At 40.2% G+C, this 20,035-nt stretch carries 16 protein-coding genes; 4 read left to right on the top strand and 12 right to left on the bottom strand.

The window, feature by feature from the left end:
* Window positions 1-165 precede the first annotated feature (165 nt).
* The 7 genes from B2107_RS14595 to tilS all read right to left on the bottom strand — a co-directional run bounded on the left by B2107_RS14595 (window position 166) and on the right by tilS (window position 5,303).
* A complete protein-coding gene (locus tag B2107_RS14595; RefSeq protein WP_293956398.1) occupies window positions 166-600 on the bottom strand; it encodes an SRPBCC domain-containing protein in 435 nt (144 codons plus the stop codon).
* 251 nt (window positions 601-851) lie between these two features.
* Window positions 852-1,415: a Crp/Fnr family transcriptional regulator gene (locus B2107_RS14590; RefSeq protein ID WP_293956397.1), complete on the bottom strand. Its 564-nt coding sequence runs from the start codon at window positions 1,413-1,415 to the stop codon at window positions 852-854.
* An 11-nt stretch (window positions 1,416-1,426) separates the two neighbouring features.
* A complete protein-coding gene (locus B2107_RS14585) occupies window positions 1,427-1,753 on the bottom strand; it encodes a DUF721 domain-containing protein (RefSeq protein WP_293956396.1) in 327 nt (108 codons plus the stop codon).
* Window positions 1,746-2,849: a DNA replication/repair protein RecF gene (gene recF / locus B2107_RS14580; RefSeq protein WP_293956394.1), complete on the bottom strand. Its 1,104-nt coding sequence runs from the start codon at window positions 2,847-2,849 to the stop codon at window positions 1,746-1,748. The genes B2107_RS14585 and recF overlap by 8 nt, the downstream gene beginning before the upstream one ends.
* A gap of 33 nt (window positions 2,850-2,882) precedes the next feature.
* Window positions 2,883-3,203, bottom strand: a complete 321-nt coding sequence (locus tag B2107_RS14575) for a DUF4834 family protein (protein ID WP_209578618.1) — start codon at window positions 3,201-3,203, stop codon at window positions 2,883-2,885.
* An 85-nt stretch (window positions 3,204-3,288) separates the two neighbouring features.
* Window positions 3,289-3,783 carry a hypothetical protein gene (locus B2107_RS14570; protein ID WP_293956393.1) on the bottom strand — a complete coding sequence of 165 codons (495 nt, stop codon included), beginning with the start codon at window positions 3,781-3,783 and terminating at the stop codon, window positions 3,289-3,291.
* Between the two features lie 188 nt (window positions 3,784-3,971).
* Window positions 3,972-5,303 carry a tRNA lysidine(34) synthetase TilS gene (tilS, locus tag B2107_RS14565; RefSeq protein ID WP_293956391.1) on the bottom strand — a complete coding sequence of 444 codons (1,332 nt, stop codon included), beginning with the start codon at window positions 5,301-5,303 and terminating at the stop codon, window positions 3,972-3,974.
* A gap of 54 nt (window positions 5,304-5,357) precedes the next feature.
* On the opposite strand from tilS, the gene B2107_RS14560 reads away from it, so the two are divergent.
* Window positions 5,358-7,931, top strand: coding sequence for an OstA-like protein (locus B2107_RS14560; RefSeq protein WP_293956389.1), 2,574 nt, complete (start codon window positions 5,358-5,360; stop codon window positions 7,929-7,931).
* Window positions 7,932-8,090: 159 nt separating this feature from the next.
* On the opposite strand, the gene B2107_RS14555 is transcribed toward B2107_RS14560, so the two are convergent.
* On the bottom strand, window positions 8,091-8,666 hold the full coding sequence (locus B2107_RS14555; protein WP_293956388.1) for a non-canonical purine NTP diphosphatase: 576 nt from the start codon (window positions 8,664-8,666) through the stop codon (window positions 8,091-8,093).
* Window positions 8,667-8,832: 166 nt separating this feature from the next.
* Between B2107_RS14555 and B2107_RS14550 the strand changes: the two genes are divergently transcribed.
* Complete coding sequence (locus B2107_RS14550) at window positions 8,833-9,033, top strand: hypothetical protein (RefSeq protein WP_293956387.1); 201 nt, start codon at window positions 8,833-8,835, stop codon at window positions 9,031-9,033.
* Window positions 9,034-9,105: 72 nt separating this feature from the next.
* Here B2107_RS14550 and B2107_RS14545 read toward each other — a convergent pair whose 3' ends face one another.
* The 3 genes from B2107_RS14545 to B2107_RS14535 all read right to left on the bottom strand — a co-directional run bounded on the left by B2107_RS14545 (window position 9,106) and on the right by B2107_RS14535 (window position 12,179).
* A complete protein-coding gene (locus B2107_RS14545) occupies window positions 9,106-9,768 on the bottom strand; it encodes a hypothetical protein (RefSeq protein ID WP_293956386.1) in 663 nt (220 codons plus the stop codon).
* 90 nt (window positions 9,769-9,858) lie between these two features.
* Entirely contained in the window at window positions 9,859-10,839 is a 981-nt protein-coding gene (locus tag B2107_RS14540) for a deoxyhypusine synthase family protein (RefSeq protein WP_046674101.1), read from the bottom strand.
* A 242-nt stretch (window positions 10,840-11,081) separates the two neighbouring features.
* Complete coding sequence (locus tag B2107_RS14535) at window positions 11,082-12,179, bottom strand: mandelate racemase/muconate lactonizing enzyme family protein (RefSeq protein WP_293956385.1); 1,098 nt, start codon at window positions 12,177-12,179, stop codon at window positions 11,082-11,084.
* 306 nt (window positions 12,180-12,485) lie between these two features.
* On the opposite strand from B2107_RS14535, the gene gltB reads away from it, so the two are divergent.
* Window positions 12,486-17,000 (top strand): glutamate synthase large subunit, encoded by a 4,515-nt coding sequence (gene gltB, locus B2107_RS14530; protein WP_293956383.1) that lies wholly within the window; start codon window positions 12,486-12,488, stop codon window positions 16,998-17,000.
* A gap of 17 nt (window positions 17,001-17,017) precedes the next feature.
* Window positions 17,018-18,478, top strand: coding sequence for a glutamate synthase subunit beta (locus B2107_RS14525; RefSeq protein ID WP_293956382.1), 1,461 nt, complete (start codon window positions 17,018-17,020; stop codon window positions 18,476-18,478).
* Between the two features lie 151 nt (window positions 18,479-18,629).
* Here the strand turns inward: B2107_RS14525 and B2107_RS14520 are convergent, their stop codons facing one another.
* Window positions 18,630-19,922: an esterase-like activity of phytase family protein gene (locus B2107_RS14520; RefSeq protein WP_293956380.1), complete on the bottom strand. Its 1,293-nt coding sequence runs from the start codon at window positions 19,920-19,922 to the stop codon at window positions 18,630-18,632.
* Window positions 19,923-20,035: the final 113 nt, after the last annotated feature.

Raw genomic sequence — 20,035 nt, 5'->3', positions numbered from 1 at the left:
AACACCCAATTGTTAACAACTAAAACCAATAGGAATGAAAAACTGACGAAATGTTCAAAACTAGAAGGTTATACACAGTAAAATGTGAATAAGTTAGCGATCATCGACAAATTTCCTAACTATCGTGTTTATAAAAAAACGATACTAACAAATTCCTGTGGAAAGTTAAGAACCACCCTCTACCCTTCTTTTAATCGCTATGTTGAAAAGTTCAAATCCACGTTTTGTCTCTACCAGTAGTTTTCCCAGAAGAGGAACCAACAATCCAGAAAAAAATTCACCTTGGACAAATCTAACTTGTGAAGCTCCCACTTGTTCTAACCTAAAATAATGCTCGCCACCAAAAATACCTGGAAAGAATAAATCTCCTTTCCAACGCAGCTCGCTATGCTGTTCAATAGAAAGGAATATTGGATTCATTTTGATCTTGAATCCGTTTGGTTGTTCTAAAAGCACTTTACAGCGTTTTCCGACTACCGGTTCCGTTTCAAACTGTTTGATTGTTGGGCTCCATTGGGAATAAGCCTTAAATTCACTTAATACCTGCCAAACCTCTTCTGCTGATGCATCAATGAGAATACTCGTTTCAATCTTTTTCATTGTGTTCTTTTTATCGCTGAAACGACAAAATAGCTCCATCTTCTTCATCCGTCTTCATATAACGATAAAGCGTATGTGATGCTATCCTAGTTTCGTCTTAATTTCAATTATTACAGTTGCATACAAACTATTCCAAGCTTATTACGAACCGTATACACAAAATTTTGCTTACGTGTTCGATTAATTAAGCTGTTCGTTAACAGCTACACGACAAAACTAGAAAGAGACAGGCAGGTCGCTCTTGACTTTTATCAAGAACTTATTTTTGTTCGAATACGACTCAAGGTTTCTGGGCTCATACCCAAAACGGAGGCGATATATTGAAGAGGAACTTGTTGGAATAATAATTTATGTTGTTCAAAGTATTGGACATATCTCTCATCCGCCGTTAGACAAATGAAATCCGAAATGCGCTGCTCCATAGTACAAAAGCATTTGGCTAAAAAAGCCTTCTCAAATTTATTCCATTCCTCAATTTCGGATTCCATCCGCTGGTAATCGGACTTTGACAAACGGTATACCGTACAATCGCTAATGCATTGGAAATTCCATCTGGAAGCCCTGCCAAAGATGAAAGAAGTTAGATCTGTCACAAAATGATTCGTTGTACCTATCCATTGCGTAAACTCTCCTTTTTTTGACCAAGCATATTGACGGATTAATCCGGATTCTATCACAAACAGGTTGGAAGAATAATCGCCCGCCTTGATCAAATAATCACCACGTTTTAATTCAATACGCGCGAAGTTTGAGAAAAGTTTTAAGGCACTAGCCTCAGAAATAGGGAAAAAATCTTGGAAGAGTTGATCAAACATGAAAAGAGATTTTATAAAATCACGACTTCTTCAATAATGACGTGACCTACATATTCATTTACCCTCCCTAAAATTTGTCGTCGCATAAGCGCCAATTCATTTTTAATAACAGCAGACTCGACACGTACAAACAGTTTTTTATCACGAACATATAGCTGCTGAGTGCGATTAGCAATAGCTCTACCGATCAATTGAGGCCAAACGGAAGCGATCGATGTTTCGTCAAATTTCCTTCGCAGTTTATAAGCCTCAAGAAGACGTTCAACTCCCTCCTTAATCGTGATATCATCGCTTGACCGAATAAATTCCAGGCTTTTCTTAGCGTGCTTCTTATACATTGACTTGTCCTCCTACAATATCAAATATACGAACAGGACGGTTGATTTCCTCAAATATTCGCTCAATTCTTTTTGAATCTGTATCGGTTAGGAAAATCTGTCCAAAATCATCTTCGGAAACCATTTGCATCAATTTGTGTGTTCTACGATCATCTAGTTTATCGAATATATCATCCAAAAGAAGCAGAGGCTTAAAACCCTTTTTATGTTGCAAATAAGAATATTGAGCAAGTTTTAGCGCAATTAAAAAAGATTTTTGTTGCCCTTGAGAACCAAATTTTTTCAAAGGCATTCCACCGTGAATTGTAAATATTAGATCATCCTTATGTATACCCTGCGTGGTACGTTCTAACATACGGTCACGCTCCAAGTTCTTTTCCAAAATACGTAAAAAAGAATCAGTCATTAAAGGCGATTCATAGTGCAATTGTACGGACTCCGCGTCTTCAGTGAGGAACTGATAATGTCGGTCAAACTCAGGCTGAAACTCCTCCATAAAGGATCTTCTTTTTTGAAAAATAATATTTCCAACTTCTTCAAGTTGAAAATTAAGAATTTCAATTAGTCCAAGATCAAGTACACTAGTTTGACGCGCTTGTTTAAGAAGGCTGTTACGTTGAGCTAAAAACTTATTATAAATAATCAGCGTATCTAAATATTTATTGTCTGTTTGGGAAATTACATTATCCACAAACTTTCTACGTTCTTCACTCCCATCTGTGACGATGATACTATCGTTTGGGGAAATCATCACCAAAGGAAACAAACCGATATGATCAGCCAATCTAGGATAATCCTTCTTGTTTTTTTTAAACTGCTTCTTTTGATTTTTTTTTAGGCTACAAGATATAAAATCACTGGTTGATTCTTTATTAAACTCTCCCTGTACCATAAACCAGTCGTTACCTGACTTGATGTGCTGTGAATCGATCGGATTGAAATAACTTTTACAAAGGGATAAATAATGAATCGCATCCAAAAGATTGGTTTTTCCAACCCCATTATCACCTGTAAATGCATTTACCTCAGGAAGGAATTCCAAAGATGATTCCGCGTAATTTTTGAAATTTAGAACAGAAAGTTGCTTGAGCCACATGGCACAAAGATACGCTATTTGAATTGCTAAAAATTATTTAATTTCCTCAAAATCGACAAACTCACCAGCCGTTTCTGTACCTTTACGTTCGACACCTTCTTTTGGCGGAATGTAATCTACATGCACCTTACCTTCGGGCTGCGACCTTTTGGCTTGCTCTTGGCGTTGACCGTTAAATTCATAATAAAATGTTCCGCCTTGCCCTTGGCTATTATATGCTCCACCCTGTTGCTGCGCTTTTTTCATTAACTTCTCAGCTGCTTTGCGCATCGCGAAAGGTAAAAATAATTTAAATAAGAATCTTACTACAAAGTAAACAGCGAATGCAATAAGTATAAATTTTAAAAATGCCATAGTTCGTTGTTATTTTATCAAATTTAACCAATAACTCGGAAAATTGATGTCTTTAAAATGTCAGATAAGAATTTATTAACACATTTTAAGATTTTCCTAATTTCTCTTTCGTTTCCCTAATAATCCGGTAGAGCTCTTCTTGGCGTTGTGTGCCCAAGACATAAGTAAGGCCATTTTTATCTGTCAGAAAGACAGCATTTTTACCACCAGCAAAGAATTTAATTTTACCTTTTGTATGCAGATTGTAAACTGGGTTATTGAAAAAGAAAGTGCTATATGGTGCCTTTTCAATCTTTGTGATAGAAGCAAGATCTATTTTGACCACCCGGGTAGACCAAAGCCCGCTAATAAGAATGTGATCTTCAAAGACCTCCGTACGGAACAATACCATATACATCATTACGATAGATGTGATGATAATACCTACCCCGACAATAAAAAACAATTGACTGGATATCAAATGATCCAAATTCAGATAAAATGCAGTAAAGCAAAAAAGTACAAGCACCAAACGCACACTTATCCAAACACGGTCACGACCTAAATATTGATTTTCCGAATAGAGTACACCTTCTTTCATTTATTTAAGATTTAGCTGTCAATTGGGAGACTCAATACCATTGCTTGGTTATATTTCAACCTATCAATAGCATCGCTTCGCTTCTATGGTTTTCACAATCCACACTATACTGGATTAGCTTCATAGAAACACCTTGTACGTTCTCCAAAAACAGAGTTTTTTTTCTAATTCAGCGGCAGCATTTGTCGCTAATCAGTTCTGCAAACTAAAGTAAGGACTTTTTTTGTATTGGAGGTAATTTTATAACGATTGTCTATCCGATAATTTGCTACCCAAAGAATATCTCCGTTTCCATTCACCACGATCGGAATATTATCTTTTTCAAATAAGCTGATCTTCTTATTGATAAAAAAATCGCTCAGCTTCTTACGGCCTTCCATACCTAAAGGATAAAAGCTATCGCCAACTTTCCACGATCGAATCGTGAGAGGAAAAACCAATAAATCATACTCCAGCTTCGCAACCTCTGTCGCTTGGACAATAGTTACATCTGTAGAAACCTCAGCATGAAAGCAATACTGCTTCCACTCCACGGTTGAAGTTTCGGAGGTAATCAACCCCTCATCAGCAGAAACAAATTCCTTCTCTCGAATAAAAAGTTCATTTCTGTCCAAGAGCATATGGTAGCAATCAGATTGAAAAATACGCCCCGATTCTCTTACCCATGCTTGTTGGAGATCACTTAATATCGCCTTTGAGAAATTAAAGGGCGAGAATAGCTCATAGAGCAGTGGTAGATTATCAAGATAAGGTTCTAAATCTTCTTTCCGAACCTCCCACCCAGCGCCAGTAGGAAAAAAAAGCAGTTTGCGAATAGGCTCTACAAATTGCTGCAGCAGTTGATAAGACTCTTTAAAATGTTGGATATTCTGCTCGAAGACCATTTCGAAATCTGGCTGAAGCTTTTGAAAATGCGGAATAATATCAATCCGTATTTTATTTCGGGCATATTTTGTTGAAAAATTGGATTGATCATCTCGATAGGAAATACCGTACATATTAACAAAATGTTCAATTTCGCTGGCCTTTAGGAAAAGTAAGGGTCGAATGATGCGCTCCCGGACAGGGAGAATACCCTGAAGTCCCTGAAGACCAGTTCCGCGACAAAGGTTTAATAGAACCGTTTCGATATGATCATTCAGATGATGAGCAACTGCAATTCGATCGAAGTCCATTTCATGTCGCAATTTCTCAAACCAGGCGTAACGAAGTTCACGGGCAGCCATTTGAATCGAAATCTGTCGCTCTTTCGCATAGGTTTTTGTATCAAAATGCCGCACAAATATCGGGACATTATTTTCCGTGGCGAACGTTCTAACCAATGCTTCGTCCGCATCAGAATCCGTACCCCTCAATTTAAAATTACAATGTGCAATAGCAAGGGTATACCCCGCTTTTACAAACAGATGTGCCATAAGCATCGAATCCTTTCCTCCACTCACTGTAAGCAATACCTTATGATGGGGCATCAACAAATGCTCCTTTTCAATATAGCCCTTTAGTCTTTCCAGCACATTCATAGAACAAAGTTAAGGTATATTTTATGTCAAAGATAAATTCAAGTCTTAAAATTTGTGAAATCCAGTAAAGTAGCAATTAAAATCCATATTTTTGCCCATGTGAAACAATACATTTATACACTTATTGTATTTATTTTAACTGGCTTGTCGGTCCAAGCTCAGAAACAGGATGAACTAAAGCTTCTTTCATCATCCCATATTATTACTGGAAAAGACGGCAATATTTTGTTTTACCGTCCAGTCTATGAACATGTGGGTTCAACGCTATCCTCAGATAGTGGCTATTTACATAAAGACAACATTGGCAGACAATTTTTTGAAGCCTTTGGAAACGTAATCATTACTCAACCCGACGGTACACAGATATTCTCCAATAAATTACATTATGAAGCAGCAATGCAACTCGCTACACTTACAGGAGCAGTTCGCATGGTCAGCACCAACGGCTCCATACTGACGACCGACCACCTTGTCTATAATATGCGAAGTAAAATCGGTAATTATTACAGTGGTGGGCGTATTCTGTCAGGAAGCGATACAATTACAAGCCAGCGAGCTACTTATTTCGAAAATACAGGGGAATCTTATTTCAATCAAAAAGTTGTGGTCCGATCAACCAATGTAAAAGTCTACACGGATTCCATGAAATATAATGGTAATACACGCATTACTGATTTCTATGGGCCTACCAATATCAAGGGAAATAAAGGGGAAAACTTATATACTGAAAAAGGCCGATACCATATGGCAACGGGCCAGGCTTATTTCTCTAAAAACAACCTCTACACAGAAGGGACAAAGTTTCTTAAGGGAGACAGCCTATTCTACGATAGACAAGTGGGAATCGGTAAAGCCGTAAAAAATGTGGTCTTTGTTGACACCTTAGACAAATTTTATGCCTACGGAGGATTTGGCTTGTACAATGGAAGGAACGAATCCATCACAATGACTGATAAGCCGTTGATCATTTCGGTTGTCAAAAAAGATTCAACACAAAAAGATTCTGTATCTTCTTTGTCTCCTGCTCCACAAAAAACAGGGCAAGAGCTCAAAAAAGAAACTAAAGAGTTAAAGGAAATTGATAAAGATAGACAGAAAGATAAGCTCAAATCAAATAAAACTACATCGCAAGTTGCTCTAGAAGAAAAGGAACGTCCAGGTAAAAATATCAAAAGCGGCAATAATAAACCACTTAAGACTGATTCACAGGTAGATTCTGTTTTTATGACAGCCGACACGCTCTTCTCACAGATGATATTTCGCCGAGATTATATTGCAAGAGATTTTAAATTGAATCGTGAAGGTGGGGCGATTGAGGACGACAATGAGGTCGATTATGGTGACCAAGATTCCAGCTCAACAACAGTTGATTCCACAGGTACATTAGAAAACATAAAAGATGGCATTCACAAGGGAATCGACAGTTTGCCTAAAAAAGACAACAGCAAACCGGTTCTTGAAAAGAACATTAAAAAAGTACAAGATACCCTGACAAATAAGAAACCGATTGCAGCAAAAAAAACACCAGCTATTGTCGGTGATCAAAACAAGATAGAAATTGAAAAAAATCTTAAGGCTGATAGTTTATTGCGTAAAAAAGCGATCATCCCGAAAGGCGGTGAATCCGATAAACTGATGGGAGCAGCTTTAAAAAATGCTCAACAGGGTAAACGAGATTCTCTAACACAGGATACGGCCAAAACACGGATTATAAAAGCCTACTATAATGCGCGACTATTTAAATCTGACCTCCAAGCCGTAGCAGATTCTATGTATTATGGTATGCAAGATTCCATGTTCAGACTAATGGGAAAACCAATGATGTGGGCCGAAAACTCACAAATCTCTGGAGATACCATATTCCTACAAGTAAAGAATCAAAAATTGGACAATTCACTACTTGTCGGTAACGCTTTCATGGTAAACGCAACAAGCGACTCATTAAAATTCAATCAGATTAAAGGTCGGAAGATTACCAGCTTTTTCACCAATAACCGTATGGAACGTCTGTTTGTTGATGGCAACGCTGAAAATATATTCTACAATATTGATGAAAAGACCAATGTAACCACAGAGCTTGTCCACGATCGAAGTAGCCGCTTCAAGATCTTGATGGAAGATAATAAGCTGAAGGAATATGTATCCATCCGGAAAGTAGACGGCAAGGTCTATCCTATTGCTGAAGTCACGGCCGATAAGGAATTTCTTCCGAATTTCACTTGGCGACCTGAAGACCGGCCTAAGTCAAAAGACGATTTATTAAATCGAAAAAGAGACCTTTCAAAAGCTTCGTTTACGGTTCCTACTGCGCCAGAAGGTGAGGAATCAGGGACAATGAAGTCTATTAAAAAAGGCGATAAATCAACGACCCCTCAAAAGGGTGCCGCCAAGAAAGCTGATGGGAACGAAACGCTCGAGAAAGAAAAAGCGGTGGACGCTTCAAACAATAAAACAAGCGCTGCCACCAAAACAGCTAAGCCATCGGAAACAACAGGTAAAGCTAACAGTACGAAAACAAATGTAAAGACTGCAGCCGACAAAGCAACTGCAAAGTCCGACTCAACAACAAATAAATCGGCGATAATATCGGCGCAAGATAGTACACAGACAAAAGTAAAAACTAAATAACCGCCAATACCAAGTCGCATAAAAAAGCAGCGCAAAACAAATTGTTTTGCGCTGCTTTTTTGATTTAAGCCTATCTGCTGATCCTCTCAGAAGCGCTCATTCCTTATCATTAAATAAATAAAAACTTCTATTTATAACTCAAATCAGATCGTAACTAACTTACTTCGTTCTTAAATATGCAGCAAGTTTGCCCACAGCAATCGCACGATGGCTTATGCTGTTTTTTTCAAGGGCAGTCATCTCCGCAAAAGTCTTGTCATAGCCATTAGGGATAAAGATGGGATCATAACCAAAACCATCAACACCTCTACGTTCCGCAATAATTTTACCTTCAATACTTCCCTCAAAGAAGTGCTGCTGCTCATTCAAATATAGTGAAATAACTGTTTTGAATCTCGCTGTACGATTGGGGTTATCGCCTAAATTTTTCAGGACAAGATCAATATTCTTTTCCATATCCCTCGATCCTGAATAACGTGCTGAATAAACTCCAGGCTCACCATTTAATGCATCAATTTCTAAGCCTGAGTCATCTCCAAAACAGTAAAGACCATATTTGTTCACCAAATAGTCCGTTTTCTGCTGGGCATTTTCCTCAAATGTTATACCTGTTTCTGGAATATCATCCTGACAGTCAATATCGTTTAAACTCTTAATGACAAAAGCATCCCCCACGATCGCTTGGACCTCTTCCAATTTATGGGCATTATTGGTTGCAAACACTAATTCTAGCATCTTCTTCAAATTTAGTTTTTGTTTGTTATTTCGCTTTATCTACCGTGCTCCTCACTTTGCAGTGGGCTACAATTTTTCCATGAAGTTACACCTCCAAAAATAAGCATTACCATATATATATTCTGTAATAAAACTTATAATTGGCACTATTAACCCAATAAAAATAATGAAAAAGTTTTCTTTAGCAGTTTATCTACTGCTGACCTTAGTGATGGTGTCTCCATGCAGTACATTTGCACAAAAAATGAAAGTTCTTTCTGGAGATTTTGATTTCGTCGGGATACCCAATACTAATGACAGAATAGCCGAGGGTTACGCTAAAACTGCAAAGTCCCTTGCCAAATTAATAACAAAGAAGATTAAATAATAGATGGGGTTTAGGAGCTCACATTCCCTCTTAAATCCCAATTTTATTCATAACAAGTTTCTGATAAAAAAATCAAGAAACAATAAAGGTCTTAAATTCGTTCCAAAACAGCTTCTTTTTGTTCACATCAACAAACATCTCTTCAAAACTGAACGTATTAAAAACCGTCGCAATACGGCCTTTCATGTAGGAATTATGTTCAATAAATGGAAGTTTCAAAGATGCGGGGTCAACACCTAACAATATAATCTTATTTGGTTGGAAAAACTGCATAATGCGCTTAAAATCATTCGGGTTATGGGGATTTGCCAAATTGAGTACCGCAACGGTCTCTTTGGTCAATTTCAAAGCACCAATTGTCTTCTCAAAAGCATCAAGGGCTGCTGGCGAGAAATAAGGATACTGCTCATAACGTAAAATAAAGAGTATACCTTGTTCTTTACTTCCCTGATAGATAAACTCACCACCCAATACCTCCAGATGGTTAACAGTATCGCCGCCCCTGCCGGACTCAATAGCTACAGCGGCTTTCTCTGCACCTAAGCCCACGGCCACATACGAGGTATCCTTCATTTCCGATGATGCTTGTACAACAGCTACTTGCGCATGAGCACCGTTCTCCTCCTGCATAGGATGCGTATACAGATCTGCCTGAAAATCAAAACCATTTCCAAAGATTGTTTCATCCATTAAGGCCTGAAGTGCAACGGGATTATCTGTTGTAAGATTGCTCATCGGGAAAAGAAATATTAGAGAGTAAAGATAAAGAAGAAAAGGGAAAAGAAAAAGGAGCGAAGAATCGCTCCTTTCTGTATGTCAAAAAGATTAATGACCTAAGATATACGAGAAGATTAATGGCGCAACGATTGTCGCATCAGATTCTACGATAAATTTAGGAGTATCAATATCTAATTTGCCCCAAGTGATTTTCTCGTTTGGAACAGCACCAGAGTAAGAACCATACGAAGTTGTTGAATCCGAAATTTGACAGAAATAAGCCCAGAAAGGTACTTCTTCCCATTCAAGATCTTGATACATCATCGGAACTACACAGATTGGGAAGTCACCAGAAATACCACCTGCGATTTGGAAAAATCCAACACCTTTACCTGCTGAGTTGTTACGGTACCACTCTGTCAAGTAAATCATGTACTCAATACCAGATTTAACCGTACTCGCCTTCAATTTACCTTTGATCACATTGGAAGCGAAGATATTACCTGTCGTTGAATCTTCCCATCCTGGACATACAATTGGTAAATTTTTCTCAGCAGCAGCAACAATCCAAGAATCTTTTGGGTCGATTTCATAATATTGCTCCAACACACCAGAGTTAACAACCTGATAAAGAAACTCATGTGGTAAGTAACGCTCACCTTTAGCCTCAGCAGCATGCCAAACATCTTCAAGATGTTTCTGCAAACGACGGAAAGCTTCCTCTTCCGGAATACAAGTATCTGTCACACGGTTATAGTGGTTATCCAATAACTCTCTTTCTTGCTCAGCTGTCAAATCTCTATAATTCGGGATTCTTTTGTAGTGTGAGTGTGCCACAAGGTTCATCACATCCTCTTCCAAATTAGCACCAGTACAAGAAATAAAGTGTACTTTATCTTGACGGATCATTTCTGCCAAAGAAACACCCAATTCGGCGGTAGACATTGCACCTCCCAAAGAGATCAACATTTTTCCACCATCCAATAGATGTTCCTCGTAACCTTTTGCAGCATCTACTAATGCAGCTGCGTTAAAGTGACGGTAATTATGCTCAATAAATTGAGAAATAGGTCCTTTTTGAGTACTCATGATATTTTCTAACTTTTATAAAATAATAAGTACCGCAAAGGTACTGAATATAATCTATTTCGTCCCAATAGAGATTCAAAACGCGTATAGAACACATTTTTTTTAAAGCCAACTAAACCTACTTTCTCAACAACTTAGAGAAAAACAAATAGGCCGCTACCAAAAAGATAACAATAATAATCAGCACAACAATCTCTTGTATCCCTATTCCCCAGTTCATACTATTCATCATTTACCACAATTTAAATGATCCATTTCTCACAACGGTCTAAGAACCCTTGGTCTATATCGGCCCCGATACCAATTTCGTCTGAAATATGTATTTTGTATCCGTCATACTGAATACCACCGATAACAGGATCCTCCAGATGGCCAACCATACACGTGTCCAGATCAAAAAACTTGACATTTGGTGCAGCATACGCGAAATGTACCTTAGCAGCCAAAGCCAATCGAGATTCCAGCATTCCTCCGATCATACAAGTAATGCCGTATTCCGCGGCAATATGATTAATTTTTAAGGCCTCTTGAATACCTCCTGATTTCGAAAATTTAATATTGATATAATCGCAAGCATCAGCTTTACAGAGACGCTCTGCGTCATGGTGAGAATAAACAGATTCATCCGCCATCACGGGAACAATAGTTTCTGTGCGCAATTGCGGTAAATATTCGTCATCCCAGGTACGCATTGGTTGTTCACAAAATTGTATCTTAAAAGGTTCCAGCCCCTGCAAAGCTTCTATTGCCCCCGCATAAGACCAGCCTTGATTTGCATCCACGCGAATAGGCATTTCGAATCCAACAGCCTTACGTATTTCACGAATGCGTGCAATATCCGTTTTTGGCTCCTTCCCCAGTTTAACTTTCAACATGACCGCACCTTCGTCTTTTAAACGCTTTGCCTTCAGCGCCATCTCTTCCGGAGACGCAATTCCTAAAGTGATATCTGTCGTAATTTCTCGTTTCGTTCCCTTTAGAAACTGATAAAGCGGTAGACCAGCACGTTTGGCGGCCAAATCATACAAGGCCATATCAAAAGCCGATTTGATCGTTTTGTTACCGGCAATATACAAATCCAATTCAGCCAAACGCTCTTCTATGGCCAAAGGATCGCGCCCCTTCCAGATCTTTGCAAAATCTCTTGCCAGAACTAAGCAAGTATCTTGTGTTTCTCCAACGATCATCGGAAAGGCAGAACATTCGCCCACACCATATAAGTTGGCGTCAGTATGAATGCGTATAAACGTATTCTGAGCATAATCCATCGTACCAGTCGCAATCACAAAAGGTTCCATTGGAATACTCAATCGATAAATTTCAATTTCAGTTATTTTCATCTTTTTCTCTTTACTTAAGCCATAGTGATACCGTATAAAGGATATGCAATATTTTGCCTAATTTATATATATTATCGCAATCTTGGGATGTGTTTCCCATATCCCGCAAAAAAATATTGCCAAATCACGCATATTTAAAGTCTGCGTAAACAGTTATCAACAGCCGTAGATATTAAATACAATATCAGCAACAAAACACTTCAAAAGAAATGATAAAATCAAATTAAACAGATTTTCATTAGAATATTTACAATATTTACGTTTTTTATTCCTATATTAGCAATGTATAATATTTGAAAAGGAAAGATGATTCAACAAAGACCGAAAACGGAGGGCCTCTACGACCCTAATTTTGAGCATGACGCCTGTGGGGTAGGCTTTGTCGCCCATATCAAAGGGAATAAATCACACGCACAAGTAAAGGATGCATTGACCATGTTGGAAAACATGGAACACCGCGGTGCTTGTGGCTGTGACCCAGAAAGTGGTGACGGAGCAGGTATCATGATCCAACTTCCGCATGAATTTTTATGGGAAGAATGTATCAGCTTGGGTATACAATTGGAGGAGCCAGGTTATTATGGCACAGGTATGGTTTTTCTTCCTAAAGAAGAAGACATGAACAAAATATGTCGGGATTTAATTGAAGAGGCGGCAGTAGAGAGGGGTATGAAATTCCTTGGTTACCGTCCAGTACCTGTCAATCGTGAAGGTATTGGACCAACAGCGCTCAGTGCGGAACCCGAGATTGTCCAATTTTTTGTCAGCAGACCGGACGGCGTTTCAAACACTGAAGAATTTGAACGCAAGCTTTTTGTATTACGTCGCCTGATCATCCAAAAAGTTAAACAACAACAAGAATACCCTCTCCCACTTTACTTTGCATCCCTTTCTTGCAAAACAATTATTTACAAAGGTCAATTAACAACATACCAAGTCGGAACCTATTATCTCGATTTACGCGATCCTCGTGTAGTATCTGCTTTTGGCTTAGTTCACTCGCGTTTTTCAACCAATACATTCCCTTCATGGTCACTCGCACAGCCTTTCCGTATGTTGGCACACAATGGCGAGATCAACACCCTGACAGGTAACCTCAATTGGTTTTATGCAGGCATGCGTGCATTATCATCGCCTTACTTTACAGAAGAGGAAATGGAAATCCTGCTTCCTGTTGTAGACCGTGGTCAATCAGACTCTGCATGTCTCGATAATGTTGCCGAATTGCTTTTACATAGCGGCCGTAGTTTAACCCATGTCATGTTAATGTTAGTTCCTGAAGCTTGGGATGGCAACACACAAATGGATCCGTTAAAACGTGCTTTCTACGAATATCACGCCACATTAATGGAACCTTGGGATGGTCCTGCAGCACTTTGTTTTACCGATGGTAAACACATTGGCGCTACATTAGACCGCAACGGCTTACGTCCACTTCGTTATGCCGTAACCTCAGACGACCGTGTCGTGGTTGCTTCTGAAGCAGGTGCACTTCCAATCGAAGAATCTACCATCATCAAAAAAGGCAGACAACAAGCAGGCAAGATTTTTCTTGTCGACATGGAACAGGGCCGTATCCTTACCGATAAAGAAGTAAAAGATCAATTGATCAATCAACAACCCTACAGCGATTGGTTGGATAATTACAAAATCAAGCTGGAAGAATTGGAAGAACCTCGTGTAACCTATACCTATCTTTCCAAAGAATCTGTTTTCAAATATCAAAAAACATTTGGTTTCTCTCGTGAGGACCTGGAAACTATCCTGACCCCAATGGCGCTAACAGGATATGAGCCGACGGGCTCAATGGGTTCCGATGTTCCGCTAGCCATTCTTTCCGATCAACCACAGCATATCTCAAGTTACTTTAAGCAATTCTTTGCCCAGGTAACCAACCCACCAATAGATCCGATTCGCGAACGTCTGGTCATGAGTTTAGCGACTTTCATTGGTAATGCAGGTAATATCCTGATCGAGGACAAGAAATTCTGTCACTGCGTAACCTTACCGCATCCGATTTTGACCTCCAAAGAACTGGAGAAATTGCGTTCCATCGATACAGGTTTATTCCAGGCAAAAACCATTCAATCTTACTTCCGCTCGGATGGCAAACCCGGGGCATTAGAAGCAGGTTTAGAGCGCCTGTGTCGCTATGCTGATGATGCTGTACGTGATGGTTTTGAAGTCTTAATCCTTTCGGATCGCGCAATCGACTCCAAACATGCTGCGATCCCTTCCTTACTTGCTGTATCAGCTGTGCACCACCATTTGATCAAAACCGGAAATCGCGGCGCAGTAGGTCTAGTGGTCGAAGCCGGTGATGCTTGGGAAGTGCACCATTTTGCCTGCTTATTGGCATTTGGTGCCACTGCGATCAACCCTTATATGGCACTGGCAAGCATCCGTACCATGAAGGAACAAAACACCTTAGATACAGAGCTCACTTGGCCAGAATTATCCAAAAACTACGTCAAGGCCGTCAACAATGGTTTGTTGAAAATTTTCTCCAAAATGGGGATCTCCACATTGCAATCCTACCACGGAGCACAGATCTTCGAGGTACTCGGCATCGACAAATCCGTTGTTGATAAATTTTTCTGCGGAGCAGTCTCACGTATCGGCGGCATGACATTAGATGATCTTGCCAAAGAAGCGCTCTCAAAACACTGGCGTGGATTTGAAAAAAGCCGTACCCCGCAAAATCTATTGCCAGAAGGCGGTATTTACCAATGGAAACGCCGCGGTGAGGGCCACCTTTGGAATCCTGACACGATTCACCTCTTGCAACAGGCCTGTCGCACTGGAGACTACGCAACCTATAAAAAATACGCGCAGAAAATCAACGAGCAAAAAGAACATATGTTTACCCTTCGTGGATTGTTGGACTTTGCAAAACATCGCAATTCTATTCCATTGGAGCAAGTAGAACCTGCTAGTGAAATTCTAAAACGTTTCGCAACCGGAGCGATGTCCTTTGGGTCAATTTCCCACGAAGCGCATAGTACCCTTGCCATCGCCATGAACCGCATCGGAGCAAAATCCAATACCGGTGAAGGTGGAGAGGATGAACTGCGTTATAAACCACTCCCAAATGGAGATTCCATGCGTTCAGCAATTAAACAAGTTGCCTCGGCTCGTTTTGGTGTCACGTCCAATTACCTGACACAAGCGGACGAACTACAAATCAAGATGGCCCAAGGTGCCAAACCGGGAGAAGGTGGTCAATTACCTGGTCCCAAAGTGGATGCCTGGATTGCAAAGACCAGACACTCTACACCGGGTGTCGGCCTGATTTCACCACCACCCCATCACGATATTTACTCCATCGAAGATTTAGCCCAGCTGATCTTTGACCTAAAAAATGCCAATCGTCAAGCAAGAATCAACGTAAAATTGGTCTCTAAAGCAGGTGTTGGTACCATTGCTGCCGGAGTTGCAAAAGCGCACGCCGATGTCATCCTCATTGCAGGTTTTGACGGCGGTACAGGCGCATCCCCAATCAGTTCAATCAAACATGCCGGTCTTCCTTGGGAATTAGGCCTTGCAGAAGCGCATCAGACACTTGTTAAAAACAAATTGCGCAGTCGCGTCGTGCTTCAAGCTGATGGTCAGGTAAAAACAGGTCGTGACATCATCATTGCTACACTATTAGGAGCCGAAGAGTGGGGTGTGTCCACTGCTGCCCTAGTTGCCGGCGGCTGTATCATGATGCGTAAATGCCACCTGAATACCTGCCCTGTAGGTGTTGCAACTCAAGATCCAGAACTGCGTAAATTATTCTCCGGAAAACCAGAAGATATTGTCAACTTATTCACTTTCTTGGCAGAAGAAGTGCGCGAAACAATGGCGTATCTAGGCTTTCGCACCATCAACGAAATGGTTGGACGAGCTCAATTCCTAAAAAAACGTGAAAATATAGATCATTGGAAAGCAAAGAAAATTGACTTTACCGATATATTGCACGTAGAGCGAAACGAGCCTGGGCAATCATTATACAATACCGAGGAGCAGGATCACGGTATGGCCATGATCTTGGATTGGGGCTTATTGAAGCAGTCTAAATTGGCTCTTGATACCAAAACACCTGTATTTGGCACCTTTAAAGTAAAAAATACAGACCGTACCATCGGAACAATGCTGTCTAATGAAATATCAAAACTCTATGGTTCTGAAGGCCTACCTGATAATACCATCAATTTCAAATTTGAAGGTTCGGCCGGACAGAGCTTCGGCGCATTTTCGACCAAAGGACTTTCATTTGAGTTACAAGGTGAAGCCAATGATTATGTTGGAAAAGGGCTATCAGGAGCTCAGCTAGCCATCTATCCCGTTGCAGAAAGTGCTCTTGTACCGGAAGATAATATCATTATCGGTAACGTAGCACTATTTGGTGCAACATCAGGTCATCTATTCGTCAACGGACAGGCCGGCGAACGCTTTGCTGTACGTAACTCAGGTGCAACAGCGGTAGTTGAGGGTGTTGGTGACCATGGCTGTGAATACATGACTGGGGGCCGTGCACTGATCTTGGGCGCAACAGGTCGTAACTTTGCTGCCGGAATGAGCGGCGGTATCGCATGGATCTACGACATTAACGAAGATTTCCGCGATAATTGTAATCAGGAAATGGTTGACTTAGATCCATTGGAAAGTGAAGACGAAACCGCAATCATTGCCTTGTTAAAACGTCATATCTTGCTGACCAATAGTCGCAGAGCAGATTTCATTCTACAAAACTGGTCGAGAGAAAAAAATAAATTCATTAAGGTATTCCCAAGAGAATACAAAAATGTCATTCGTCAAAAATTGGTTGAAGCATAATATAGGAAGCACAAATCATGGGAAAAATTACAGGTTTTAAAGAATTTGAGCGCGTGCTTCCACCAAAAGAAGCTGTCGAAGCACGCGTACAGCACTTCAAGGAATTTAACAAAGGTTATTCTGAGAATGAACTTAATAAGCAGGCCGCGCGCTGTATGGATTGCGGTATTCCATTCTGCCATTCAGGCTGTCCATTGGGCAATGTTATCCCTGAATTTAATGATGCTGTATACGATGGAAAATGGGAAGAGGCCTATCAGATTTTATCCTCCACCAATAACTTCCCCGAATTTACAGGCAGAATATGTCCGGCACCGTGTGAGTCGGCTTGTGTACTGGGTATACATAGTACTCCGATCACTATTGAAGAGATTGAGAAACATATTATTGAGATCGCTTTCAAAAAAGGCTATGTCAAAGCGCACAAAAGTTATTTAAAAACAGGCAAACGCGTTGCTGTGATCGGCTCTGGTCCTGCAGGACTTGCCGCTGCAGCACAGCTTAACAAAGCAGGACACGATGTTGTCGTCTTCGAACGTGATGATCAGGTCGGAGGATTACTACGCTACGGTATTCCGGATTTTAAATTAGAAAAATCAGTGATTGATCGTCGTATCCACCTCATGAAAGAATCTGGAATCGAATTCAAGGTGAATACAGAAGTTGGCAAAGATACAAGTATTTACGAACTAAAAGCTTATGACGCTATTGTATTGGCAACAGGATCAACTGTACCCTGGCATATGCAATTACCGGGACATGATGCCAAAGGTATCCATTTTGCAATGGACTTTTTGACCCAACAAAATAAAGAAGTGAGCGGAATAACGATCGAACAAGACCGCATCCTGGCAACAGACAAACATGTTATTGTCATCGGCGACGGTGATACTGGATCAGACTGTATAGGTACATCCAACCGGCACCGTGCAAAAAGTATCACACAGATTGCCCGTAAACCAACGCCATCTAAAGAAAGGCTAAAGAGTAATCCGTGGCCAATGGATAAGCTTACATTTGGTACATCCTCTTCGCAGGAAGAAGGCTGTGAAAGACTTTGGGCTACAGAAACCCAAGAATTCGTTCAAGATGAAAATGGACATATCAAAGCAGTAAAAATCAAAGAGGTTCAATACGAAGTGGATGAATTCGGACGAAGAACCCGCTTAGGCGAATCCGAAATCCGTGAAATCCCGGCAGATCTCGTATTACTGGCTATAGGTTATCAACATACTGAACATACGCTCTTAGAGCAGTTAGGTGTACGTGTCGATGAAAAAGGAAATATCCTTGCAAATGACAAAGACTACCAAACGACAATTGATAATATCTTTACTGCCGGAGACTGCCGTAAGGGACAATCCTTGGTTGTTTGGGCCATATCCGAAGGACGCGAATGTGCTCGAAAAGTCGATGAATACCTAATGGGTTATTCAGAGCTTGAAAGCAAAGACTTCCTGACCACAATAAATGCTTAAAAGTAGGCCGCGCTCGCCAAAAAGTTCATACAAGTGGTATACTAAGCCATCGTATAATCATTAGCGATAAGAGCAAAAGCGTGGAAAGTATAAAATTATAAAAAGGTCCGTTGAGAATTTAACGGACCTTTTTATAATCAGGCATTAGTCCCTATTTCAGTGGGTCCTTAAGTTTAACAAAATAAATGCTGTTTTTATCTACAGTCTTTATGTAAGGCAATATTTTCGACTCATAGAAACCTTTTCCAGTTACCCCAAAATCATCATCATTACATACCGCAATCAGAGATGGATGAATAACAGCCAAGCCTTCTGCTTTATCATGCGGATACAATTCCTTGATGTCAGTCATTAAATCGGCAACCAACGTTTTATTGACTGGTTTAATATTATATTTAGCCAATGTAGCCGCGTCTTTGAGTTCCTCGACAGTTTTACCGTCAAATAATTTCCCATTTACGGTATTATTCGCATCCGAGATATCTGTTGCGCCAGAAAGATCTATTTTATAAATTCGCTTAAATACAGTAGAACGAGTTGCTTCTGTCGCGTATTCCCCATCGCGTTCCAAGACAATAAATGTTGAATTGCTCACGGCAGCGATTTCACTCACAGCTTGCAAATCGCTACGCTCCATCATATAGACATATTGTTTCGTGGCGCCGCTCGCAATATCCAGCGTAACAATACGGATTGCCAACGAGTTTTTAATCGCATCTTTCGATGGATTATACAGTGGAAATTGCATGATACCGACTAGAGTCTTTCCATCTGGGGTAATTGTCAAACCTTCCATTCCGCGATTAGGACGACGTTTGGCAAATACCAAAGGCAACTTTTTACCCGTAGACCACGGATTAATCCGTTCGATTTCTTTTCCCGAAACGTCAAAGTGAACAATATGTGGTCCATATTCGTCACTGACCCACCAAGAACCATCCGCAGCCCTTGCTAGTCCCTCGGAATCGATTCCATTCTCACTTTTCCCTAGATCTTTACCATCAACCCCCAATGCTTTTTCCCCAGAACCACCCTTTCCTTCAGGATTTGGCAGACCATTCAATTTCAAGCCATCTTTATTTTTTAATTCGATAACAGACTCCAATGTTAGCGTATTATCCTTTAACCTAAATTTACCGATCTGTGGTGCAAATGCTGGAGTAGCAAATACTTTGCTATCACTTTCAGTTCCATCAATATTCGGTCCCCGATCAGTTAAAAGATAAAATATGGATTTATCAGTAGGATCTTGAACCATCGATGACCCATAGCCTCCATTATACACTTTTATACCATTAATATCACTTAATACTTTTGGATCTGTTGCTATTGCCTTTTGGGGATAGGTCAATTCCACAATCGGGTCAATAATCTGCGACACATCATCTTTACTACATGAAGCACACAATAGGGCCATCCCCAGTACACTGTATATTTTTTTCATCTGTTCAAATTTTTAAATAATGCTTACTGCTGTTCAGGTTTATTCGAATAACCAAATTTTATTCCTCTCACCTTGCATCCCTGATAAAACAGTACGGTTAATCTAAACGATCT

The sequence above is a fragment of the Sphingobacterium sp. UBA7855 genome (assembly GCA_002500745.1).
Classification (GTDB): Bacteria; Bacteroidota; Bacteroidia; order Sphingobacteriales; family Sphingobacteriaceae; genus Sphingobacterium.
This window is presented reverse-complemented; position numbering and strand designations above follow the sequence as displayed.